Here is a 23,395-nt window from a genome sequence, read left to right as displayed (position 1 = left end):
CCGGCGGCGACCATGTCAGGCACCATCCGATGAAGCCAGCCGCCCTGTTCCAGTTACTGCTATGGCTGCTGCTGGCCCTGCCGGGGCTAGCGCAGGCCAGTCCGCCCATACAGTACCGCTGTGCCCCAGGCGTCTCTGCCTGGCAGCCGCTGCCTACCGATGGCAAGCTGCACCTGCTGGAAACTGACCACGACTTGCAGCGGGTCTGCCAAATCCGGGCCTATCTGCCAGCCAGCAGCCCCGCCCCGCTCTGGCTAACCGTGCGCAGCGTCCCGCAAAGCACGGTCAGCAGCGAACCGGCCGGCCCCAACCGGCATGTGGCTCCCCAAATATGGCGCAGCGCCCGCAGCGCCGCCCTGGCCCTGTACCCCGGCGAATGGGCCCAGGCCAGGCTGGACATGCACCTGCCCATAGGCAGTACCGTGCATATCAGCATGGAACCGCCAGCCGACATGCTGGCCCAGGAATCCCGCGATGCGCAGATCCGCAGCGCCCTGCTGACCCTGCTGTTTGCCATGGGCCTGGTCAGCGGCATGTTTGCCTATGCCCTGCGCGACACCACCACCGGCTGGTACACCGCTCTAACGCTGATGCTGGCCCTGCTGTGGAGCCTGCTCAGCGGCCATGCCATCAGCCCCACCGGCCTGGCCATCAGCCATCCACAGCTGAGCCAGGCCTTGCTGCTGGGCAGCTATGGCCTGGCCCTGTTTACCGGCCTGCGCTTCAGCCTGGGCTTTACCAACCTGCAGCAGCACGCCCCCCGCCTGGCCCGCTACCTGCGTGGCCTGGGCTGGCTGGTACTGGGCTACACCCTGATGGGCCTGGTGCCCGCCCTGGCGGCCTGGGTGGTGCAGTACTACAACCTGGTGGCGCTGGTGACCATGCTGGCCATGCTGGTGCCCGGCCTGGTCGCCCTGCGGGCCGGCGATTTCCGTGGCGGCGGCTTCTACCTGGCCGGCTGGTCGCCCATCGTGCTGATCTGGTGCGGTGTACTGCTGCTGCGTATCGACCTGCTGGCGGGTTACCCAGCCTGGCTGGGGCAGTTGAGCCATGGCCTGCAGGCCGTGGGCCTGCTGCCGGACTGGATAGACACGGCCCATGCCCGCCAGGCCGCCTTCCTGCTGCAAGCCGTGATCTTCTCGCTGGCCCTGGCCGACCGCGCTGCCCGCCTGCGCCACAGCCGCGAGCGGGCCACCATGACAGACCGCACCACCGGCCTCGCCAACCGCAGCAGCTTTCTGCTTGAAGGCGACCAGTTGCTGGCACAGGACAACCAGCGCGCCCGTACCCTGGTGCTGTTCGATATCGCCGGCTTTGCCGCCATCAACGAAACCCTGGGCTACGACACCGGCGACCGGGTGCTGCAGGAAACCGCCGAGCGCCTGCGCCGCAAGCTGGGGCCCAACAGCCCCTTGGCCCGCGTAGGCGGCAACCAGTTCGCCACCCTGCTGGACGATGGCGCCAGCGCCGGCTCGCTGCAGTTGTTGGCCAGCACCCTGACACGCCAGCCGCTGGTGGTGGATGAGCAGCAGGTCGATATCCGCCTACGGCTGGCAGGCGCACTGCACCCGGCCCATGGCAACGATATCGAGCTCCTGATGCGCCGCGCCGAAATTGCCCTTGGCCATGCCAAGCAGGAGAAACAGCACGCTCAGGTCTACCATGGCGCGCTGGAGCGCGACCTGCGCTTCCAGCTCAGCCTGCTGTCCGCCCTGCGTGCCGCCATGGCGCAAAACCAGCTGCAGCTCTACCTGCAGCCCAAGGTAGTCAGTCGCACCGGCCTGGTCACCGGCGCCGAAGTGCTGCTGCGCTGGCAACATCCCACGCTGGGCCTGGTATCCCCGCACGATTTCCTGCCCTACGCCGAGAAAACCGGCCTGATTGTGGAATTGACCCGCTGGGTACTGGTGGAATCGCTCAAGCTGGCCAAGCACTGGCAACTACAGGGCGAACCTCTGCGGCTATCGCTCAACCTCTCGGCCGCCGACCTGGCCGACCCCAGCCTGCCCGCCTATGTGGCCGAGTTCCTGCAGCATAGCAAGGCCAACCCGCACCTGCTGACGCTGGAGATCACCGAGAGCGAAGTGATGCGCGACCCCAAGCTCGCCATCAGCAGCATGCAGGCGCTGCGTACGCTGGGCTTCCAGCTGGCGCTGGACGACTTCGGCACCGGCAACTCCTCACTGGCCTACCTGCAGGCCATGCCGGTCAGCGAAATCAAGATAGACCGCTCCTTCGTCAGCAACTGCCGCCGCAACCCCCAGGGCGCCACCCTGATACGCGCCATCGTGGCCCTGTCGCACACCCTGGGCCTGAAGACCATCGTCGAAGGGGTGGAAAACGAAGAGGAATGGCATATGGTCTGCGACACCGGCTGCGACGAAGTCCAGGGCTACCTGCTGAGCCCGCCACTACCGGTGCCGGCCTTCGAGGAATGGCTGCTGCTGAATCAGCCCTATGTGGTGCCGGAGCGGCAAACCGCATAGCAATCCGCTGATACCGCGCTGGCGTGGCTTGTGCCTGGTCGCCGGCGATGGCTCTTCCCTGCGCTTTGGGCTGCGCATCAACCATGTGCCGCACGCTGCCATGCGCGATCAACTCGCCTTCTGCCTGCATCTGCCCGGTGCTGATTTGATGCTGGCAGGCGCCTTGCGCGGCCCGCTGGAGAACGAGCGACAGATGCTGTTCGAGCAGCTCGACCGCCTTGGTCACGATGATCTGCTGCTGCTTGATCGCGGCAATGCCGCCCGCTGGCTGGTGGCAGCCCTGAACCAGCGCAGCATCCGCTTCTGCATGCGGGTCGTTGGCTCGGGCTATGCATGTGTACATGACTTACTGCGCAGCGGGGAGGCCGAGCGCATGGTCATACTGACGGCACCGAACCGCAGCAATGCCGCTGACTACGACTGCCCGGCCACGCCGCAGACCATGCACCTGATACGCCACCTCACACCAAACAGTCAGGTAAGCGTCCTGATGAGCAATCTGCTTGATTCTGCCGCCTTTCCGGCCACGTTGTTCGGCGACCTTTATCACCAGCGCTGGCGCATCGAGGAGGCGTTCAAGCGGCTCAAGTGTCGCCTGAACCTCGAGCACGTGTCGGGCCTGTCGCACTTGGCGGTCGCGCAGGACTTTGCGGCCCGGGTGCTGTGCGACAACCTGCAGGTCTTGACCAGCCTGGCCGCACAGGCGATGCTTAAGCCCATACGGTGCTCAAGCCTATTCTGCCGCTGTTACCGTTGCGCACCTCTCGGGCGGTTGATCTGCTCGCCCAAGCCGTGGACCGGATCGCGGAAAGGATTGTTGGGCTGAGGCTGGCTTAAGTTGGGTGGTTTGCCGCGAGGACCCCTGGCGCACGCCTGACTCACTTGGAAGATCCCATGAGACGACGCTGAGACATGATCAAAAATTCAGCCCCCGGAACAGGGGAAGCTACACCTCGCTCGTTGAGCCCTTTTTCTACAGCCTCGTTAGATGCCTCCCTCTTCACTTATTCGCTCACAAAGAAAGAAATGAACGCCATGAAAATATACGCTGCTGCACTGGTCATTGTAATTTCTCTTATGGGCTGTGCAACAGGCGGACCCAAAACCATCCTAATTGCAAATAGCATTGCGCCGGAAAAAGCTGCCATATTGCATCCTACGGTAGTCCCAGGAGGAATCATGTTGATTCGCAGAGTCAATGAAAAAAGCACGTATACGCTTTCCATTGGTTACTTCGGTTCGCTCTATGTTCCGCCTGGTGAGCATGAATTCGAAATCGAAGTTAGCCATGGCTTTACAGTTCATGATGCTGGGGGGCCAGCCTGGACTGCACCGAAAGGTGCTAATATTTCGCCGGTCATCGGCGAGTATGGCGGAGGGTTATTCGTTTTGAAAGGGGTATCAAAACTCAAAGGGAAAGTGCTGCCCGGCAAAGTCTATGAGATCAAATTTGGTTTTGACAGAAGCACCCATAACAAGCCCGTACCTGTTACATGGTTATCGGAAGTACCCGGTACCTAACACGGCAGTCAACCGGACACACAAATGCTACGCATTTGGGGTCCCTCTGCTGGCACTTTGACATACGCTGACCAAATAATTCTGAGACGGCGATGAAACTGAAAATGAGCAAAGTTGAGTGGCAAGCTAAACTGGCTGAAGTCTTGCCGCTGTACGAAGCCGGAACGTACACAGCAAGTGAATTCTTTTGGTTCGCTCTCCCGCTTTTCGATGGTGGAGTGAACGACAAAGACTTCTGGGAGGTGCTGCCGCAAGATGTGAAAGACTATTTTGTTGCGCAGCTCGGGAGGGTTGTGGAGGCGAATGACTCGGTGGGATTGGCTCTGTTGGAAAGGTTATCAGCGGTTCGGCGAGTAGCGATGCTTTAGCGAACGTGCGACCGTGGGGTCTTGTATTTTGCATATTCTAAACAGCCATGGAGTGCAAATAACAAGACCTCATGGTTTCTTATGAGGAGGGGTTAGAGGGGTTAGATGCGTTGGACTCCCTCAAAGGTCGTCCACGAATGATGGAATTGAATGGCGGGGCAATTGATGCCACTCAAGCCCCCACCGCCCGCTGCAACACCAACTCAAAGCACACGCCATCATCCAGATTGTGCGCCGTGATGGTGCCGCCCATCTTGGCCATATAGGTTTTGGCGACAAACAGGCCCTGGCCGCGGTTGCCCAGGGCGCCGGATTCGGCTTGGTCTGATACGCCATATTCGAAGATCTTGTCCAGCATGTCCTCGGCGATGGCCGGCCCCTGGTTGCGTATGGCCACGGTCACGGCGGTGTCGCTGGCCTGCAGTTGCAGGGTGATGTGGCTGCCTGCGGGGCGATAGCGGTCGGCGTTGCGCAGCACATGGGTGACCACGTCCTCCAGCGGGTATTCGTCGGCACGGGCCCATAGTGGGCCTGCCGGGCCCTGGTAGTGGACTTCGACGATGCCTGCGCTGGGGGCATTGGCCGCCACATGCTGCAAGAAGGCGGCGATATCGATGGCCTGCGCCTGCAGGGTGGTGGACTGGAAGGCCTCGCTGGGCGAGGCCGTGCCATAGAGCACCCGGATGGCCTGCTGCATGCGGTGGATATAGCGGCTGCTGTCGTCGTCGCTGCCGCCGTGCAGGGCCATCAGCGACTGCAGCGGCGACATGATCTCGTGTCCCACGGCATGCCACATGTCCTTTTCCTGCTCGGCGCGGATATGTTCGCGGGCGACGTCTTCCTTTACCCGCTGCAGCAGGTCGGCCAGGCCGGCGGCCAGCACGCCCAGCTCGTCATGGCCGCGCAGGTCGCTCAGGTCTATCTGGTCCAGCTCGCCTACCCCCCGCACGGTGCGCGACACCGAGGCCGCCCGCCGGGTCAGCACCGTGATGCGGCGGATGATGCCTATCTCTATCGCCAGCCAGGCCAGCATGATGGCTAGCAGCATGGCACCGACAAACCACGATACCCGGGTGGCCACCACCGCCAGGTTGCGGTTCACGCTGCGCACATCGCCCGTCAGTATCAGCTGGTAGCTGCCCAGCGGGGTGGCGATGGTCTCGCGCGCTTCCAGTGGCTGATCATAGCCGGCCACCGCCAGCCGCCGGATCACACTGCTGATCAGGCGCGAGGGCTGGTAGGGTTCGTCCGCCACGCCGGTCAGCTGCAGCAGATCAGGCTGGCCGGCATCGGGCAGCTTGCGCAGGCGTAACTGCTCGCCGGGCAACAGCAGCGGCGCGAGATCAGTCAGGGCAAAGGGCAGGGTGGCTTCCGGGCTGTTGCTATCGAGCAGGGGCGGGCCTTCGCCTGGCGGCAGCACCTGCACATGTACCTGTATCCGGTCCAGATCGGCCGGCGGCCAGACCAGCTTCTGTTTCATGAACAAGGCATCGCGCAGCACCCCTACCGGCAGGCGCAGCGAGAAGAACGACCGCTTGCTGCAGGCCACCGGCCCCATGGGCCCGACGGTATCGCAATGGCCGTCCTGCCAGATCCAGCCTCGGAAATCCCGCACCGGCCGGGCGCCCGGCATGACCCGGCCACGATCGACAAACCCCGTCAGCCGGCCGCGCACGCCGGCCTCTGGCCTGGCGTCGACCTGGCCCAGCAGCTCGAACGGGGCGATCCAGCGATAGGTCTGGCCGCGCAAAGTCACCACCACCCGCACCCGATGCGCCAGGCTCAGGTCATCCTCACCGCGCGCGTGGGCCACCAGTTCGCTGCTGGCAAAGCTGCCTGCCACATAGACGAAACCACCGGCCCAGGGATTGCTGCCTACGGCGGTGCAGAGTGTGCCGTCGCGATACTGCACCAGGCAGCCGGCCATCTCCACTGCCTGCTGCACCTTGTACTGGTCGTCGAAATCAATGGCGGTATAGGGCAGCAGCAGGGGCCGCAGCGGGACCAGGTTGTCATTGCCGGTGCGTGGGTTGAGCAGGGCCAGTTGACCAGCCGGGTGGTGCAGCTTGGCAGCGATCTGTGCCTGGGTCTTGCTGAAGCCGTATTGGTAGTTGCGGTAGCTGAGCTGCTTTTCCTCGCGCAGCACATAGAGCGCCAGCGCCACCGTTGCCAGCGCCAGCAGCAGGAAGGCCCCGCGCGACAGCAGCCGCAGGCGGTAGGGTGTCAGGCTCCACCAGGCGGGCTTCATCGGCCGGCCTGGTCTACCCAGCGGAAACCACGCATGGGTATGTTCTCGATGCAGTCGAAAGCCGGGTCTATCTCGCGGAAGGCATCCCGCAGGGTGCTGACATGCTTGCGGATATTGTCGCGGTTGCGGCCGCTTTTCACTACCTGGAACAGGTCGTCATAGGACACCACCTGGCCCCGGCACTGGTACAGCGTGGCCAGGATGCGCTGGGCTGTCAGCGGCAGGTTGATGCGCTGGCCACGCCAGATCGGCGTGCTCTGGCGCAGTGGGTCCAGCGACAGCTCATTGCCCTGGGGCAGGGCGGCGGGGGCTTCCTGGCGGCCGGGCCTGTCCTTGGCGGCACGCAGTATTTCCAGGAAGGTGTCGATGAAGTCGCCTTCCTCGAAGGTGGTCTTCTGCAGGTAGTCCCAGGCATCCAGCGCCTTCATGATGCTGCGGTAGATGGTGGCGGGCATGGCCGATACCACCAGCACCGGCGTGCCCGAGCCCTTGTTGATGGCATTGATGATGGCCACCCCGGCATGGCGTTCGCGCCCCAGCTCGATATCCAGCACCACCAGGTCATACCGCTCGCGGCTGATGGCCGCCTCGGCGTCGTCCCGGTTGAACCACTGGTCCACCTGTATGCCGGGCCGGGCCGACTCTATCCAGCCACGCAGCTGGTTGCTGGTGGGCAGATCATCTTCTACGACGGCAACCTTCAACATGGCCTTGCTCCGTGGCCATAGGGCCGGTTTTTGCTATGCGCCATTATCGAATGGAACCGGCCCAGGGCGGTGTGAGTTTTTCTTCCGGCGGCGGATGAAACTCACCCCGGCCCGGCTTTGATATTTCCGCGGCCCCTCGCGCAACATGCATCCCAAGGAGCAGGGCAACGCGGACTGCTCCCGGGCCACCGGCGGTGGCTTGCAGACCGCGATTCCAACAGCGCATATACAAGGGGTAACACCATGTCGGAACGTATCAAGAAGCTGGCGTTGGCCATCCGTAACCTGCTGGCCAAGCCGGCCGCCCAGGGCGGACAACTGGCCGCCAGCGGCCTGGCACAACACAAGGGCAAGCTGCTGGCAGGTGCCGTCTTGCTGGCAGCCGGCTACGGCCTCTATACCCACCCGCCCATCCAGACCCTGGGCAACGGCGAGATCGGTGTGCGCAGCAACCGGCTTACCGGCGGCCTGACCGAGCTGCGCGAAGGCAGCGCGCTGGTCCTGCCGGGGCTGCACGAAATGCGCCGCTTCAGCCTGCGTGATCAGGTCTACCGCCCGGTGCAGAGCAGCCGCGCCAACGGCGAGGCGCCATTCCAGTCCATCGAAGGACTGTCGCTGGGGGTAGACCTCACCATCCGCTACACCCTGGACCCCACCAAGGTCGGCACCATGGCCCGCAAGCTGCCGGAAGACATCGGCGGCCAGATTGTCGAACCGGCAGTGCAGGGCGTCATCTACAAGACCTTCACCCGCTACACCGTGAGGCAGATCTTCTCCAGCAAGCGGGCCGAGATACAGCAGGTGATAGAGGCCGAACTCAAGCCGCGCCTGGCTGCCGATGGCATACAGCTGCGCAGCGTGCAGATGGGCAAGGTCGACCTGCCGCCCGAATACCGCGTCGGCATGGAAAGCCTGCTGGCCGAAGAGCTGCAGACCGAGAAGATGCGCTACACCCTGGAGCTCAAGGGCAAGCAGGTGGAGGCCACCGCACTGGACGCCGAGGCCGAGAAGGTACGCCGCCAGAAGGAAGCCGAGGCCGCCGCCAGCGAGCAGATCATCGCCGCCCGCGCCCAGGAGGAAGCCATGAAGCATGTGCTGCCCTTCAAGCAGAAGCAGATAGAACAGCGCCAGTTGGAGGCCGAGGCCGACAAGCAGTCGCGTATCCGGACCGCCGAGGGTAGCGCCCAGGCCCGCCGCATCGAAGCCGCCGGCGAGGCCGACTCGCGCCAGAAGCTGGCCGATGCCGAGGTCTACCGCATGGAGCGGCTGGGCAAGACCAGCAGCGAGCAGATGGCCCGCGATGGCGCCGTCATCACCAAGCATCCGCTGCTGATCCAGAAAACCCTGGCCGACAAGCTGTCGGACAATATCTCGGTCATCATCGCCCCGCCCTCAGCTGATGGTGGCTTTATCGGCTCGGGCCTGATCGGCAAACTGCCAAACGCCCCACGCCAGGCCGATGCCGAGAGCAGCAGCGAAGCAGGAGCAGAATGATGTTGATCGCCTCCCTGGCCGCCATGGCCATCGTCACCCAGAACCAGGCCCCCCTGCGTGCCGCCCCCAAGGACAGCGCCCAGCAGCAGGCCGTGCTGTGGCAAGGCGACAGCCTGGAAATCCGCGGCGAGCGCCTGGGCTACCTGCAGGTCTGGGATCACCGGCGCGAACGCGGCGGCTATGTGCGGGCCAGCCAGGTACGCCAAACCCAGCTGGATGCCGCCGCTGCACCCGAACTGCTGAGCGTGGTGCGCTTTCTGCGCGACACCCCCGGCGCCGAAGCCCTGGGCATCGCCTATAGCGCCGCCTACCTTAAGGCCGCGCCGGCCCAGAGCATCACTGCTGAGCCTTTCGAGGCACTGGGCAACATGGCAGACCGGCTGGCCCGCCGTGCCAGCAACAGCCAGGCCAAGGCGACCGATACCACGGTGGCAGCCCACCTGGAAGTTGCCGCCCATTACGGCATCAGCATGACCAGCCTGGAGCGCGACGAGCGCATCCAGCTCTGCTACCAGGGTGATGCCTACCGCCGCGTGCTGAGCCTGCCGGCCACCGACGAGCAACGCGCCCGCGCCGCCTTGGCCCTGACCCGGCCCGACTGCCAGCGCGCCGACCTGCATCCGCAGGCCCGCTACAGTGCCGACAACGAAGCCGCCGACCTGCTCAACCGCATCGCCAGCGACAAGCTGCCCGAACAGCTGAAGAACCAGCTGCGCCTGCGCCGCGCCGGCATCTGGGCCAATCTCGCCTACCAGCGCAACCGGCGGGGCGAGGCCTTCCAGTCTGCCGCCGAACGCGCCCTCAATGAGCTGGCAGCCATCAACAAGCAGGAGCTGGCCGAAGACGACCAGGCCAGCTACAACGACGCCGCCATGCGCGTGGGCGCCTCACGCTGGGCCGTCGAAACCGCTACGGCCGCCATCCCCGGCAAGCTGCGCATCGTCACCGAACCCGGCCAGCCTGGCGAGACCTGCGTGCAATTGCAGGACACCCGCCAGAAAACACCCACCTCGCTTTACCGCCGCTGCAGCTACGGCACGGTATGGACCGCCTCGGCCCGCAGCAACGCCGACGGCACAGCCCTGGCACTGGCCGTGCAACCGCTGGCCAACTGGCGCGAGCTGTGGGTATTCCAGCAAACCCCCGAGGGCTGGGTACTGAGCGTGCTCCCCCCGGCCGACCAAGGCCCCGATCTCGGCTATATCGAGTTTGCCGGCTGGGTGCCAGGCAGCAAACAGATGCTGGCCGCCCGCGAGGCCCGCGTGCAAGGCCGCTACCAGCGCAGCTTCCAGCTGATCAGCCTGGACAGCATGACGGTGCTGAAGCAAGCCGACCAACCCAGCTCGCTGAGCACTTTCTACCGCTGGCAGGATGCAGCGTGGAAGCGCTTGACGGTGAGTTTGCGCTGATGTTTCACGTGGAGCGGGGGGCGGGAAAGGCACGCCCCCTTTGGAGTAGTGAGGCAAACCCTAGACTTGGCGGCATCCTCAGCCATCCCTCAAACAACCATTACAGACCCGCCTCCTTGAGCGCGTTCTCGATGTCGTACAGGGCGCTGTATTCAACCGACCCCGGCCCATCGCTGTGTAATTCATCCCGCGTATTGAGCATCACGGCAAAGCTGATGCCCGACGGCAGCTGGCGCATCACCGTGGTGAGGCCGGGCACCGCCCCGGTGTGACCGCCGTTGTGTGTCTTACCCGCCAGCGGCAGACCGCTGGGCGCCTCATATTTACCGGCAAAGGCCGCCATGGCATGGGCCGTGCTGATCACCAGACCGGTCGATTGCCAGTTCTCCGCCCGCACCGCCCCATCCAGCGCCGACACCATCTTGCCAGGCTCAAACACACTGGGAACCTGCAAGGTAGTCAGATAGTTGGGTTCGCGGGGATCGTGATCCTTCAGGCGCGATGCCATGGGCTTGAAGTCCTCGCGCGGAATACCCAGAGGCTGCAAGATCTGGCCGTACACATAGTCGACATAGGCCGTCTTGCTGGCCTGCTCGATAATGCGCCCCAGCAGCATATAGCCAAAGTTGGAGTACACCATTTGACTGCCTGGCTGGTAATCCAGGGGCCGTCGCACCATCCAGCGGGTGATGTCCTCTTGCTGGGCCGGTGCATTCAGGCCCAGCTCGGCCCGGATCACGGCCTCGGCGATGAAGGCATCGCCGGAAACCGACGCATCCCAGCCGCCTTGGTGGGCCAACAGATGGCTGATGGTGATGTCCTTGAGCCGGGGATCGAAAGCCTCCTCTGGCGAGAGGGGCACAGGCAGCCAGCAGCTTTGGCCTGCCACCGTGCAGAACACCTTGTCGTCCAATGACAGCTGCCGCGCCGCTGCCAGCTTATGTATAGCGGCGGCGGTCACCGGCTTAATGATGCTGGCGGTGACAAACAGCGCATTGGCCGGCAAAGGGGTACGCTGGGTCGCGTCCAGAAAGCCATAACCCTGTTCATGCAGCACCCGGCCGTCATGCATGATCGAGATGGTGGCGGCGGTCACGCCATGTTTTTTCTGTATGCCCTGCATGGCCTTGCCCACCTTGGCAGGCAAGTCCCCTTCACAGGCTTTTATCTGCTTGACCGATGCACCAGGCTGCTTGGCCGCACACAAGCTGGCCTGCACATTCGTTTTGGCTGAAATGCCATTGCAGGCCGACAACAAAGCCAGGGGCACCAGGCAAAGTGCCACTGTTCGGGCAATGGGATTTTCAACAAGGCAGTTTGATTTCAGCATGATGCAGACATCCTGTGAGTGAGAAGGTCTCCATCGTGCCAAACCCAAGCTTTGCGCCAGCTTAAGACGGCCCGGCCAGGGGCTGCCCAAACGGTGGGACTCTGCCTACACTGCAGGCTATGCATGTACTCCTTATTGAAGACGATCTAGACTTGGGCAGCGCGCTGCAGAAATCCCTGAAAGCCGCCGGTTTCAGCAGTGAATGGCTGCGGCGCAGTGCCGATGCACCACAACACCCAGCCGATCTGGATTACGCCTGTGTCCTGCTCGACCTCTCGCTGCCCGATGGCAGCGGTTTTGAGTTGCTCAATACCTGGCGCAAGCAGGGTGCCACCGTCCCCATCATCATCCTCACCGCCCGGGCCACCCTGGAAGAGCGCCTGCACGGCCTCGATAGCGGTGCCGATGATTTCATCGTCAAACCCTTTGCCACCGCAGAACTGCTGTCACGGCTACGTGCCGTGCTGCGTCGCTACGCACAACAGGCCAGCGAAACCTGGCAGATCGGCCCCTTGCAGATAGAACCCAAGCGCCACCGGCTCTGCCTGGCGGGAGCAGAGATCGAACTCTCGCCCCGCGAGTTCCAGATCCTGCTGGAGCTGGCCCGCGAGCCAGGCATGGTCGTCTCCAAGGGCGAACTGGCGCAACGCCTCGAACCCTTGGGCGAGCCGCTCAATTTCAGCGCCATCGAGGTGCATATCTGCAATCTGCGCAACAAGATCGGTGCCGGCCATATCCGCACGATTCGCGGCGTCGGCTATCTGCTGCAAGCATGAACAGCCTATTTCGCCCCACCCTCATCCGACGGGTTGTCCTGGCCTTGCTGGCAGCCTTCTCATTGGTGTGGCTGTTGTTGCTGGCCGTCATGTTTACCACCGGCAATAGCGATACCGAACTGGATACCGGCCTCCGCGATGTCGCCAGCGAGCTGCGCAGTAACTTGTTGCAGCTGAAAAGCGACGAGGAGGCGGTTGCCGCCACGCAGACGACGTCGAACATGATCAATGGCATGTACCGGCGCAATGACATACCCAGCCTGGTGCTGTTCCAGCTATACGACCAGGACGGCCGCCTCATGTATCGGACTACCCAAGCCGCGGGTCAGGTGCTCAATCAGCAGGCGGAGCATATCCAGGACCAGCAGTTGCTGGGGCGCCGCTATCGGGTGCATACCGTGACCGCATCACGCTGGACCCTGACCGTGGCCGCCTCTCAGGTGGACGCCGGCTGGATGCTGCAATCGCTGGCCGAGGATTTGACACTGTATCTTTTGATTGCGTTTCCCTGTATCGCACTGCCAGTCTGGATAGCCGTGCGCCAGGGCATACGGCCCTTGCGGCAGTTCTCCCAATTCATTGCCGCACGCAGCATCGACGATCTCTCGCCCATCACACTGCCGGTACGCCATGAGGAACTGAAACCGCTGCATCATGCCCTGAATCAGCTGCTCGATCAGCTACGTCTCAAGGTGGCCCGTGAACACAGCTTTGTACACGACGCCGCCCATGAATTGCGTACCCCGATGGCGGTCATTGCCGCCCAGGCCCATGTACTGACCCTGGCCGCCACACCCAGCGAACGGCAAGAGGCGAAACAGCAACTCGAGCATGCCATTGCCCGCTGCGCACACCTGGTGCAGCAGCTATTGCAACTGGCCCGGCTGGATCCCGCTGCCCCGCAAACCCTGCGCCAGCTCGATGCCGCACAATTGCTCCGCCAGGAAATTGCCCTGCAGGCCCCCAAGGCCTTCGCAAAACAGCAGGAGTTGGCGCTGGATACACCGGACCATCTGCCCTGCCAGTTGGCCGAATCGGCTTTCCAGTGCGTGATACATAATCTACTCGACAACGCCATCCGCTACACGCCGCAGGGCAGCCATATCGACATCGCGCTGCAACAGACGCAGCAGTCTCTTTTACTGAGTGTTCGGGACGATGGGCCAGGGATTGCAGCCGAGCAGCAGGACATGGTGTTTGAGCGCTTCCATCGCGGCCAGCACCTGGACAGCAGTGGCTCCGGGCTGGGCCTGGCTATCGTCAAACAGGCCATTCAGCGCCTGGGCGGCCAGATCACGCTGGAGGCCGGCCTACAAGGCAAGGGCTGCTGCTTTACGGTCAGCATCCCCTTGAGCGCACCGGGAGCGCCACCGCCGACATTGCGATAATGTTATCTTGGCCACGTCAGGCTAGAAATGGATGCCTAGCGCCGCCGCCCCTTGAACTTGGCCGCACCGCCGCCGTCGCGCCTACCCTGCCGCTTTTCCTTGTCCTGGCGTTGGCGGGTATTGCGCATGGCCAGCATGCGGTCGATCTTCTCCGAAGTGGATTGCATCAGCATCTGCGCCATGTCCTCGTCCGGGAAGGTCTCGGGCATGCGGTAGCCCAGCCAGGCATAGGCGGCATAGAGCTTGCAGCTGTCTTCCATGAACTGCAATTCGTTGCGGCCGCCCATGCCCTCCATCCGCAGCAGCGGGGCACGGCGTTTTTCGGCGCGGTGGCGGGCCCAATCCTGCAGGGCACGTTCCAGCATCGGTATCTTGGTCGATACCGGGCACAGGCTCAGGGTAAAGCGGTCGGCCAGCGAGAGGTTGAGGGTGTCCAGCCAGCGGGCTTTCTCGGTCTGCTCGGTCAGGTTGGCGGGCAGGAAGAACTCGTCGTGCACATTGATGTGCTTGGCAAACAGCTCCAGCAGCGGCTGCAACTTGGTCTGGCCGGTGGCCTTGGCGATCAGTTCCAGGTAATCGAGATTGGGCGCCACAAAGAAGCCGGTGTCGGGCAGCGGTTCGGGCTTGGCGCGAAGCAGGGCGGTGATGGTCTTGTGGGTGTGGGCATCGAGCCCGGCCACGTAGCCGGCGGCATGCTCGCCATAGCGGCCGGCCCGGCCGGCGATCTGCTTGGCCAGCGGGGCGGCGATCACCCCTTCGGCATAGCCGTCGAATTTGTTGGAGGTAGTAAAGATCACCCGCCGCGCCGGGGTGTTGAGGCCCATGCCGATGGCGTCGGTGCCCACCACGATCTGGGTCTCGCCTTCGATAAAGCGCTCGGCCTGGGCCTGCCGTACCTCGGGCGAGAGGTTGCCGTAGATGGCCGAGACGGCAAAACCCTGTTCCATTACCTGATCGCGCCAGTTCAGCACCTCGCGGCGGGAGAAGGCGATCAGCACGTCGCCGGGCTTGAGGTTGCGCAGCGAGCCCAGTGGCTGCTTTTCCATCTCCAGCGGCGATTTGCGCTCCATCTTGCGTACTTCCAGCGTACCGCCCACCCGTTTGACCAGCGAACGTATGGCCTCTTCGGCCTCCAGTGCGCCCAGCAGGTAGACGGTGCTGGCAGGGACGCCGCAGACGGCTGCCGTCCAGGCGGCACCACGGTCGGGGTCATCGAGTAGCTGTATCTCGTCGATGACCGCCACCTCTATCACCCGGTTGGGATTGAGCATTTCCACCGTGCTGGCCACATGGGTCGCCTCGGGGTGGAGCTTGCGCTGCTCGCCGGTGACCAGGCTGACGGCCACGCCCACGTCCAGCAGTCGGTTGTAGTTTTCCAGGGCCAGCAGGCGCAGCGGCGCCAGATAGACGCCGGATCGGGCCCGGGTCAGGTGCTCCATGGCCGCATGGGTCTTGCCCGAGTTGGTCGGCCCCAGGATGGCAATGAAATGCCGCTTCATGCCCTGAGCGGTGGTAAAGGATTCGGGGTAGAGCGACAGATTGACCGCATCACGGGTCTTCTCGGCCTGGCGGGTGGCGGCGCGGTTGCCCTTGGCCGCCTCGATACGATCGAGCGCCACGATGCAGCGCAGCCGCGCCAGCTCGTACTTGGCCTGCAGCGCATGCAGGGCACTGCTGGGGTCCAGCTCGTATTCGTGGGCGATGGCGACCACCTGGTCTGCGCACTTGCCCAACTGGGCTTCCAGCCGGGCGCGGGCCTCGGCATTCCAGCGCGACTGCAGCAAGGCCAGCCGCTCGACGATATCGAGCTTGCGCCATTTGCTGACCTTGCCCAGAAAACCATCGTCCGGGATCAGGTGGTAGGGCACCACCCGCTTGCCCACCAGGATCTCGCCATGCACCGATACGGCATAGCTGCCGTCCGAGGTCACCAGGGTGGCCTGCTGGGCCTCCAGGTAGTCGCTCAGGGCGGTGGCTTCGGTCGGGGCGATATCGTTCTGGCTGCTGTCATTCATGGAGATACGGTGCTTTCTGGGAAGTCAGCCATGCGTATACCAAAGCACGGCCATTGCCACCAGCGATTTCCGCCGCGTAGGCCGTCGTAACCTTCACCGCCGGTCGGATAGCCGGCCCGTGGTGGGCATAGCCCTTCAACCTTTGATCATCACATGCCGCACGCAGCTGTAATCCTCCAGCGCGTACAGCGACATATCCTTGCCATAGCCTGACTTCTTCATGCCGCCATGCGGCATCTCGTTCACCAGCATGAAATGGGTATTGATCCAGGTGCAGCCGTATTGCAGCCGGCTGGCCACCTGCATGGCGCGGTTCACATCGCGGGTCCACACCGAGCTGGCCAGGCCGTAGTCCGAATCATTGGCCCAGCTGACCGCCTGCTCCACCTCGTCGAAACGGGTAATGGACACCACCGGGCCGAACACCTCGCGCCGGACGATCTCGTCGTCCTGGCGGGCACCGGCCACCACCGTGGGCTCGAAGAAAAAACCGCTGCCCGCGCCGGCCCTGCCACCAGCGGTCACCTCGATATGCGCCTGCGCGGCCGCCCGCTCCACGAAGCCGGCCACCCTGTCGCGCTGTCGCGCCGAGATCAGCGGGCCCATCTCCACGCCTTCCAGGTGCTGTTCGCCAAAGCGGATGCCCGATACCGCGCTGGAAAGATCGGCCACCAGCTTGTCGTAGATGCGGGGGCCAGCATAGATGCGGCAGGCCGCCGTGCAATCCTGGCCGGCGTTGTAATAGCCGAAGGTGCGTACGCCTGCCACCACTTCATCCAGGTCAGCATCGTCGAACACAATCACCGGTGCCTTGCCGCCCAGTTCCAGGTGGGTGCGCTTGAGACTGTGGGCGGCGGTCTCCAGGATTTTCTGGCCGGTGGCGACATCGCCGGTCAGCGAGATCATGCGTACCTGCGGTTGCGAGATCAGCGGGCGGCCCACCGTCTCGCCCCGGCCGGTGACCACGTTGACCACGCCGGGCGGCAGCAGCTCGGCCAACAGCTCGGCCAGCTTGAGGGTGGTCAGCGGCGTCTGTTCGCTGGGCTTGATCACCACGGTATTGCCGGCAGCGATGGCGGGGGCGATCTTCCAGGCCGCCATCATCAAGGGGTAGTTCCAGGGCGCGATGCTGGCCACCACCCCTAGCGGGTCGCGCCGTATCATGCTGGTAAAGCCCGGCAGGTATTCGCCCGCCACCTGGCCCTGCTGGCAGCGCACCGCGCCGGCAAAAAAGCGGAAGACATCGGCCACGGCCGGTATCTCGTCATTCAGCGCAAACAGATAGGGCTTGCCGCAGTTGAGCGATTCCAGCTGGGCAAACTCAGTGGCGCGTGCTTCGATGGCATCGGCCAGCCGCAGCAAGGCGGTGGACCTGTCCTTGGGCGTGGTACGGCCCCAGGCGGCAAAGGCGGCTTCCGCCGCCGCCACCGCAGCCTGTACCTGTGCCAGGCTGGCTTCGGCCACCTGGGCGATGGCCTGGCCGCTGGCCGGGTTGAGCACGGCTTCCACATCGCCCTCGCCAGCAACAAACTGGCCATTGATCAAGAGTTGGGTCTGCATGGTGTCTCCAGATAAGCACGCTATTTGCCGCTGCCCGCCACCGCTTCGGTGCCCTGGGTCAGCTTCCAGGCGGCGATGACGGGAACCATGGTGATCAGCATCACCGTCAGCGCCACCACATTGGTAATCGGTACATCGCGCGGCCGGCCCAGCTGGTTGAGCAGCCAGATGGGCAGGGTGCGTTCGTGGCCGGCCGTGAAGGTGGTCACGATGATCTCGTCAAAGCTGAGGGCGAAGGCCAGCAACCCGCCAGCCAGCAAGGCGGTGGCCAGCTGCGGCAGCACCACATGGCGAAAGGTGGTGAAGCCATCTGCCCCCAGATCCATGGAGGCTTCGACCAGGCTGTGCGAGCTACGGCGGAAGCGGGCAATCACATTGTTGTAGACCACCACCACGCAGAAGGTGGCGTGGCCGATGGCGATGGTCCAGAACGAGGGCTCCCAGGCCAGCAGCTTGAAGGCCGACAGCAGGGCGATGCCGGTGATGATGCCGGGCAGGGCGATCGGCAGTATCAGCATCAGGGTCAGCGCCTCCTTGCCCCAGAACCTGCGGCGGTACAAGGCCGCTGCCGCCATGGTGCCCAGCAGCAGCGATGCCAGGGTGGCCACGGCAGCCACCTTGACCGACAGCCAGATGGCGGCAAGCACATCGTCTCGGCCGAAGGCGGCGGCAAACCAGTCCAGGGTAAAGCCCTGCAGGGGGAAGCTGTAGGCGGATTCCTCGGTGTTGAAGGCATACAGCGCAATCACCACGATGGGGAAATGCAGGAAGGCCAGGCCGCCATAGGCCAGCAGCTTGAGCCATAGAGGGGCACGGGCTTCAGAGTGCATCGAAGGCTCCCAGACGCCTGGCCAGGGCCAGGTACAGGCTGATCAGCAGCACCGGTACCACGGTAAAGGCCGCTGCCATGGGGATGTTCCCCACCGCGCCCTGCATGGTGTAGACATAGTTGCCGATGAACAGGCCGGACGGCCCGACCAGCTGCGGCACGATAAAGTCGCCCAGGGTCAGGCTGAAAGTGAAGATGGAGCCTGCCACCACGCCTGGGAAGGCCAGCGGCAGCATGACGGTCCGGAAAGTCTGTGCCGGCCGAGCGCCCAGATCACTGGATGCCTGCAGCAGCGACAGCGGCACCCGCTCCAGCGCCGCCTGTATGGGCAGTATCATGAAGGGCAGCCAGATATAGGTGAATACCATGAAGCGCCCCAGATTGCTGGTGGAGAGCGAGCTGCCGCCCACCACCGGCAGGCTCAGCACGGCCTCCAGCACGGCATTCAGCCCCAGCGCCTGCACCAGCCAGTAGACGATGCCACCCTTGGCCAGGATCACCGTCCAGGAATAGGCCTTGACGATATAGCTGGCCCACATGGGCGCCATGACCGCGATATAGAAAAAGCCTTTCTGCCACCCCCTGGCGTAGCGGGCCATGTAATAGGCGATGGGGAAGGCAATCAGGGCGCAGGCCACCGTCACGGCAGCCGCCATGCCCAGGGTGCGCAATACGATATCGATATTGGCGCCGAACAGCGGGTTGGCCGGATCGGCAATGGCGCGGAAGTTGGCCAGCGTCAGTTCGGGCGTCACCGCCATGGTGAAGTCGTCAAAGGTATAGAAGCTCTGCATCAGCAGGGCCAGCAGCGAACCCAGGTAGACCACCCCGAACCACAGCAGAGGTGGCGTCAGCAGCAATAGCAGCAACAGGGTCTGGCGCCGGTACAGCAAGCTGGCCAGGCGTCGCCTGATGCCGGCGGTGGGCAGGCCATGCTGGTGCAGCGGGTCGGGGGCTGGGATAGCCATGGCTCAGGCTTCCAGCATGACCATGGCGTGGGCAGGCCAGCCCACCGTCACGGCCTGGCCGGGCTCGGGCGCTACCTGCGTGGCATCAAGCAGGTTGGGGCGGCTTACCGCCAGTTGCCGGCCATCGGCCAGTGCCACCTGGTAGCGGCTGACCGCACCGTGGTACTGCACATCCACCAGGGTACCGGCCAGCTGGATGCCACCATCGCCCTCGCTGACGAAATCCATCTGTTCTGGCCGCACCGAGAATGCTTGCGCCCTGCCGATCAGGCCCTGGGCCAGGCTGGCATCAATGACATTGGCGCCGCCGACGAAGTCGGCCACGAAGGCAGTACGCGGCCGGTTGTACAGCTCGCGCGGGCTGGAGAGCTGCTCGATGCGGCCCTGCTTGAACACCGCCACCCGATCCGACATCGACAGGGCCTCGCCCTGATCGTGGGTGACGTAGACAAAGGTGATGCCCAACTGCCGCTGCAAGGCCTTGAGTTCGGTCTGCATGGCCTCGCGCAGCTTGAGGTCCAGCGCGCCCAGGGGTTCGTCCAGCAGCAGCACGCGGGGCTGGTTGATCAGGGCGCGGGCCAGGGCTACCCGCTGGCGCTGGCCGCCCGATAATGCCGCCGGCCTGCGGCCGCCGAAATCGGCCAGCTTGACCATGGCCAGCATGTGTTCTGCCTGCCTGTGCCGCGCTGCACGCGCCACTCCCCGCACCATCAGGCCATAGGCCACATTGTCCAGCACGCTCATATGCGGGAACAGGGCATAGTCCTGGAACACCGTGTTCACGTCGCGCTCATAGGGCGGCACCCCGGCAGCGTCGCGGCCATGGATGCGGATACAGCCGGCACTGGCCTGCTCAAAGCCTGCAATCAGCCGCAGGCAGGTGGTCTTGCCCGAGCCCGAGGGCCCCAGCATGGAAAAGAATTCGCCTTCGGCGACGGTTAGATCGACCCTGTCCACGGCATGGACGGTATCGAATACCCGCGATACCTGTTGGAACTCGACGGCATGATTCATCACACTACCTGTGGCGGGCAAAAAACCTGGCCAACCGTGGGGTCGGCCAGGAGAGCGGTGCGCGCAGCAGCCGCGGAGCAATCGGGCTGAGGACAGCCCACCGGCATCAGCGGCCGCCCATGATGGCGATGTAGTCGGCCGTCCAGCGGCTATAGGGCACGCAGCTGGCCTGGGTGCTGCACTTGGCCTGCGGGGTTTTCCAGAAGCGTATCTGGGCGATGCGGTCGAAACCATTGCTCTTGCAGAAGTCACTGCCGCCAGGCACCTTGTCCTTGCAGGCGGCTGGTACGGCAGGGTTGGAGCCAAACCATTCGGCAAGTGACGATTGCAGCTTGCGGTTGAGCGAATGCTCCATCCACTTGTAGGCGCAGACCGGGTTCTTGGCATCGGCATGCAGCATGGTGGTATCGGCCCAGCCGGTAGCGCCTTCCTTGGGTATCACACCTTCAATGGGGAATTTTTCCGCCTGCAAGGCATTGATCTGGTAGCCCCAGGCACTGCTGGCCGCCACCCCCTCGTTCTTGAAATCGTTCATCTGTACAGTCACATCGTGCCAGTAGCGATGGATCAGCTGCTTCTGCGCCCGCAGCAGTTTGAGCACCTCGGCATACTGGGTCTCGGTCAACTCGTAGGGGTCCTTGATGCCCAGAGCGGGATTCTTGTACATCAGGTAGAGCGCGGCATCCGCCACATAGATGGCCCCATCGTAGGCCTGCACCCGGCCCTTGTTGGTCTTGCCGTCCGGCAGTTTCTGCTCGTCGAACACCACGCCCCAGCTATCGGGCGCCTTGGGAAAAATCTTGGTGTTGTAAGCCAGGAAATTGGCCCCCCACTGGTAGGGCACGCCATAGTGCTTGCCATCCACCTTGTGCCAGGGCGCGTGCTGCAGGCGGCTATCGACGGTGGCATAGGAGGGAACCAGCTTCAGGTTCACCTCCTGCACCTTCTTGCCGTAGATCAGCCGCAGGCTGGCGTCCCCCGAGGCGGTCACCAGGTCATAGCCACCCTGGTTCATCAGGCTGACCATTTCGTCCGAGGTAGCCGCCGTCTTGACGTTGACCTTGCAGCCGGTGGCCTTCTCGAAGCCGCTTACCCAATCGTAGTTCTTGTCGGTCTCGCCGCGCTCTATATAGCCTGGCCAGGCAATGATGTTGAGCTTGCCTTCGGGCTTGCCCAGCGCCTGTAGTGGTGCGGCCAGGGTGTTGCCTGCCAGTGCGGCGGCAACAGCGATAGAGAGCGTGCGTGCGTGCATGGTGGGTCTCCTTGGAGCCGCTAACAAAACCCTTCTGGCCTTGTTGTGCAAACTTGCCGTACCCACGTACTGTCTGCTGCACGCGCCTACGTTTGCACGCCTGGCCAGAACCATTGCGCCGGGTTTTGTTAGCGGCTCTTATCATCACGGCCGGTTAGCCGGGCAATTAGATATAGACCATCCGCACTTGCGATACGCCCCTCCCGGCCTGGGCCGCCGTAAGAAGCTGCACCAAGGCTATCCGTGCGCCTCAGCCCAGTTGCGCGACCAGGCCAGGCTGCGCCGCAGCCCCTCGGGCAGCGATACCTGTGGTGCATAGCCCAGCAGCCGGCGGGCGTGGTCCAGATTGGCCACATAGCGGCTGATCTCGCCAGCCTGGGTGGGTGCCTCCACCAACTGGGCCGCCCGCCCCAGCAGCCCGGCCAGATAATCGGCCAGCTGCCGCAGGCTATGGCCCTCGCCCCTGGCCAGATTGAAGGTCTGGTCGCGTACTTCACCCGCCTGCAGGGCCTGTATGCCCAGGAACAGCCCCTCCACGCAGTCGTCGACATAGGTGAAGTCCAGCACCTTGTCCGCGCCGAACAGCGTCAGCGCCTCGCCCTGCTGCAGCTTGTGCATGAACAACGGTATGACCCGCTCCATGCGGCCCAGATCGTTGTCGTAGCGGCCGTAGACATTGCTGAGCCGGAATACCAGATAGGGCAGGCCATAGCAGCGGGCATAGCTGTAGACCAGCGCTTCGCCCGCCAGCTTGCTGGCTGCATAGGTACTGGCAGCCAGCGCAAAATCGGCATCCGCCTCGGCGGTGGTATCGCGCCTGGCATTGCCATAGACCTCGCGGCTGCTGCTGAAGACGATGGGCAGGCCATGTTGCCGGCAGAACTCCAGCACCTGCTGGGTCATGGCCATGTTTTCCATGGCCTTGTCGGGCTCCAGCACCAGTTGATGCACCTTGGCATGGGCCGCCAGATGCACCACCACATCCGGCTTGCCCCAGGCCGCCAGTTGCGTGGTCAGCAGGCCGGGCGTACCGGGCCGGGTCAGGTCATGTAGCAACACGGGGTAGGCATCGCACCAGCCATTGGGGCGTTGGTCCACGCCATGCACGGTGTGGCCTGCCGCCAGGCAGCGTAGCGCCAGGTTGCAGCCTATCTGGCCGCTGGCGCCGGTAATCAGGATACGCAAGGCAAGTCCTCGGGGTAGTCGGCATAGTAATGATGCAGAAACACGCGGCGTGCCGCCGACAGTACGGCCGCCGGGCTGCCATCGGCCAGGTAGCGGCATGCCGCCGCCAGTTCGGCCTCGCCATAGGCAGCAGGATTATTCAGCATGATCTGGGCATGCAGGGCCTCGTAGCGGGGCAGGATGTCCCATAGCTGCGACTGTCGCCGCCGCCGATGCAAGAGATAGGGCGCCGCCAGATGCAGGGCACGCGCACCGTGCAGGGCGGCCGCCAGCCAGAAGTCCCAGTCGTCAAAACCGCTGACATTGACCCGGTAGCCCCCCACGGCCTGCCACAGGCTACGGCGGTACAAGCCGCAATAGGCCAGCTGGTTGAAATACTTCAGGCGGGCCAGCTCGAATCGTCCCGATGTCCAGCGGCGCTCGCTGTCGCCAAAATCCTGCCGGTCGGTGTAGACCAGGTCCAGGCTGGCATCGGCATCCAGCATGGCACCGCATTCAGCCAGCATGGCCGGGTGCAGGCTGTCGTCGGCGTCCAGCGGCAGCACATAGGGGCCTTGGGCCATCGCCATGCCCAGGTTGCGGGCCGCCGCCACCCCGGCATTGGCCTGCCATGCCGTGCGCAGCCGTCTGCCATGGCGCTGCTGCAGGGAGGCGATCAGTGCGGCCGTTTCATCCACGCTGCCATCGTCCACCAGGATGATCTCGCTGGCCGGGCGGCTTTGCGCCAGCACGCTGGCCACCGTCTCCGCCAGGGTATCGGCCGAGTTGTAGCAGGGAATGATCACCGAGATGGCGGGTGGACTGGCGCGGTCCATGCGCTCCGGCAACTGCGGCTGCTCGGCCAT

Annotated in this window: 19 protein-coding genes; 8 read left to right on the top strand and 11 right to left on the bottom strand. The window is 63.9% G+C overall.

Annotated features, from left to right (window positions below):
- Positions 1-29 precede the first annotated feature (29 nt).
- The 4 genes from QQK16_RS06400 (at position 30) to QQK16_RS06385 (ending at position 4,375) form a co-directional block, all read left to right on the top strand.
- Positions 30-2,486 carry a putative bifunctional diguanylate cyclase/phosphodiesterase gene (locus QQK16_RS06400; RefSeq protein WP_284195593.1) on the top strand — a complete coding sequence of 819 codons (2,457 nt, stop codon included), beginning with the start codon at positions 30-32 and terminating at the stop codon, positions 2,484-2,486.
- Positions 2,458-3,312, top strand: a complete 855-nt coding sequence (locus QQK16_RS06395) for a transposase (protein WP_284195592.1) — start codon at positions 2,458-2,460, stop codon at positions 3,310-3,312. The genes QQK16_RS06400 and QQK16_RS06395 overlap by 29 nt, the downstream gene beginning before the upstream one ends.
- Positions 3,313-3,398: 86 nt before the next feature.
- Positions 3,399-4,007: a hypothetical protein gene (locus QQK16_RS06390; RefSeq protein ID WP_284195591.1), complete on the top strand. Its 609-nt coding sequence runs from the start codon at positions 3,399-3,401 to the stop codon at positions 4,005-4,007.
- A 92-nt stretch (positions 4,008-4,099) separates the two neighbouring features.
- On the top strand, positions 4,100-4,375 hold the full coding sequence (locus QQK16_RS06385; RefSeq protein WP_284195590.1) for a hypothetical protein: 276 nt from the start codon (positions 4,100-4,102) through the stop codon (positions 4,373-4,375).
- Positions 4,376-4,547: 172 nt separating this feature from the next.
- Here the strand turns inward: QQK16_RS06385 and QQK16_RS06380 are convergent, their stop codons facing one another.
- Both QQK16_RS06380 and QQK16_RS06375 read right to left on the bottom strand, forming a co-directional pair.
- The gene (locus QQK16_RS06380) at positions 4,548-6,623 is read right to left on the bottom strand and encodes a sensor histidine kinase (RefSeq protein ID WP_284195589.1); all 2,076 of its coding nucleotides are present in this window, start codon (positions 6,621-6,623) and stop codon (positions 4,548-4,550) included.
- The gene (locus QQK16_RS06375; protein ID WP_284195588.1) at positions 6,620-7,330 is read right to left on the bottom strand and encodes a response regulator transcription factor; all 711 of its coding nucleotides are present in this window, start codon (positions 7,328-7,330) and stop codon (positions 6,620-6,622) included. Before QQK16_RS06375 ends, QQK16_RS06380 begins: the two co-directional genes overlap by 4 nt.
- A gap of 243 nt (positions 7,331-7,573) precedes the next feature.
- Here QQK16_RS06375 and QQK16_RS06370 point away from each other — a divergent pair, with 243 nt between their 5' ends.
- Both QQK16_RS06370 and QQK16_RS06365 read left to right on the top strand, forming a co-directional pair.
- On the top strand, positions 7,574-8,824 hold the full coding sequence (locus QQK16_RS06370) for an SPFH domain-containing protein (RefSeq protein WP_284195587.1): 1,251 nt from the start codon (positions 7,574-7,576) through the stop codon (positions 8,822-8,824).
- Complete coding sequence (locus tag QQK16_RS06365; RefSeq protein WP_284195586.1) at positions 8,821-10,233, top strand: hypothetical protein; 1,413 nt, start codon at positions 8,821-8,823, stop codon at positions 10,231-10,233. The genes QQK16_RS06370 and QQK16_RS06365 overlap by 4 nt, the downstream gene beginning before the upstream one ends.
- Positions 10,234-10,333: 100 nt before the next feature.
- Here QQK16_RS06365 and QQK16_RS06360 read toward each other — a convergent pair whose 3' ends face one another.
- Positions 10,334-11,563 carry a serine hydrolase domain-containing protein gene (locus QQK16_RS06360; protein ID WP_284195585.1) on the bottom strand — a complete coding sequence of 410 codons (1,230 nt, stop codon included), beginning with the start codon at positions 11,561-11,563 and terminating at the stop codon, positions 10,334-10,336.
- Positions 11,564-11,682: 119 nt separating this feature from the next.
- Here QQK16_RS06360 and QQK16_RS06355 point away from each other — a divergent pair, with 119 nt between their 5' ends.
- A complete protein-coding gene (locus tag QQK16_RS06355; RefSeq protein ID WP_284195584.1) occupies positions 11,683-12,339 on the top strand; it encodes a response regulator in 657 nt (218 codons plus the stop codon).
- Entirely contained in the window at positions 12,336-13,727 is a 1,392-nt protein-coding gene (locus QQK16_RS06350; RefSeq protein WP_284195583.1) for a sensor histidine kinase, read from the top strand. Before QQK16_RS06355 ends, QQK16_RS06350 begins: the two co-directional genes overlap by 4 nt.
- Positions 13,728-13,762: 35 nt before the next feature.
- Here QQK16_RS06350 and QQK16_RS06345 read toward each other — a convergent pair whose 3' ends face one another.
- The 8 genes from QQK16_RS06345 to QQK16_RS06310 all read right to left on the bottom strand — a co-directional run bounded on the left by QQK16_RS06345 (position 13,763) and on the right by QQK16_RS06310 (position 23,395).
- The gene (locus tag QQK16_RS06345) at positions 13,763-15,742 is read right to left on the bottom strand and encodes a helicase-related protein (protein ID WP_284195582.1); all 1,980 of its coding nucleotides are present in this window, start codon (positions 15,740-15,742) and stop codon (positions 13,763-13,765) included.
- A gap of 135 nt (positions 15,743-15,877) precedes the next feature.
- Complete coding sequence (locus tag QQK16_RS06340; protein WP_284195581.1) at positions 15,878-17,302, bottom strand: gamma-aminobutyraldehyde dehydrogenase; 1,425 nt, start codon at positions 17,300-17,302, stop codon at positions 15,878-15,880.
- A 20-nt stretch (positions 17,303-17,322) separates the two neighbouring features.
- Positions 17,323-18,132 carry an ABC transporter permease gene (locus QQK16_RS06335; RefSeq protein ID WP_284195580.1) on the bottom strand — a complete coding sequence of 270 codons (810 nt, stop codon included), beginning with the start codon at positions 18,130-18,132 and terminating at the stop codon, positions 17,323-17,325.
- Entirely contained in the window at positions 18,122-19,099 is a 978-nt protein-coding gene (locus tag QQK16_RS06330; protein ID WP_284195579.1) for an ABC transporter permease, read from the bottom strand. The genes QQK16_RS06335 and QQK16_RS06330 overlap by 11 nt, the downstream gene beginning before the upstream one ends.
- A gap of 3 nt (positions 19,100-19,102) precedes the next feature.
- Positions 19,103-20,113 carry an ABC transporter ATP-binding protein gene (locus tag QQK16_RS06325; protein ID WP_284195578.1) on the bottom strand — a complete coding sequence of 337 codons (1,011 nt, stop codon included), beginning with the start codon at positions 20,111-20,113 and terminating at the stop codon, positions 19,103-19,105.
- Between the two features lie 106 nt (positions 20,114-20,219).
- Positions 20,220-21,365 (bottom strand): ABC transporter substrate-binding protein, encoded by a 1,146-nt coding sequence (locus QQK16_RS06320; protein WP_284195577.1) that lies wholly within the window; start codon positions 21,363-21,365, stop codon positions 20,220-20,222.
- A gap of 237 nt (positions 21,366-21,602) precedes the next feature.
- Complete coding sequence (locus QQK16_RS06315) at positions 21,603-22,550, bottom strand: NAD-dependent epimerase/dehydratase family protein (RefSeq protein ID WP_284195576.1); 948 nt, start codon at positions 22,548-22,550, stop codon at positions 21,603-21,605.
- A complete protein-coding gene (locus tag QQK16_RS06310) occupies positions 22,538-23,395 on the bottom strand; it encodes a glycosyltransferase family 2 protein (RefSeq protein WP_284195575.1) in 858 nt (285 codons plus the stop codon). Before QQK16_RS06310 ends, QQK16_RS06315 begins: the two co-directional genes overlap by 13 nt.

It is taken from the genome of Chitinimonas prasina, assembly GCF_030160395.1.
Taxonomy (GTDB): Bacteria; Pseudomonadota; Gammaproteobacteria; order Burkholderiales; family Chitinimonadaceae; genus Chitinimonas; species Chitinimonas prasina.
This window is presented reverse-complemented; position numbering and strand designations above follow the sequence as displayed.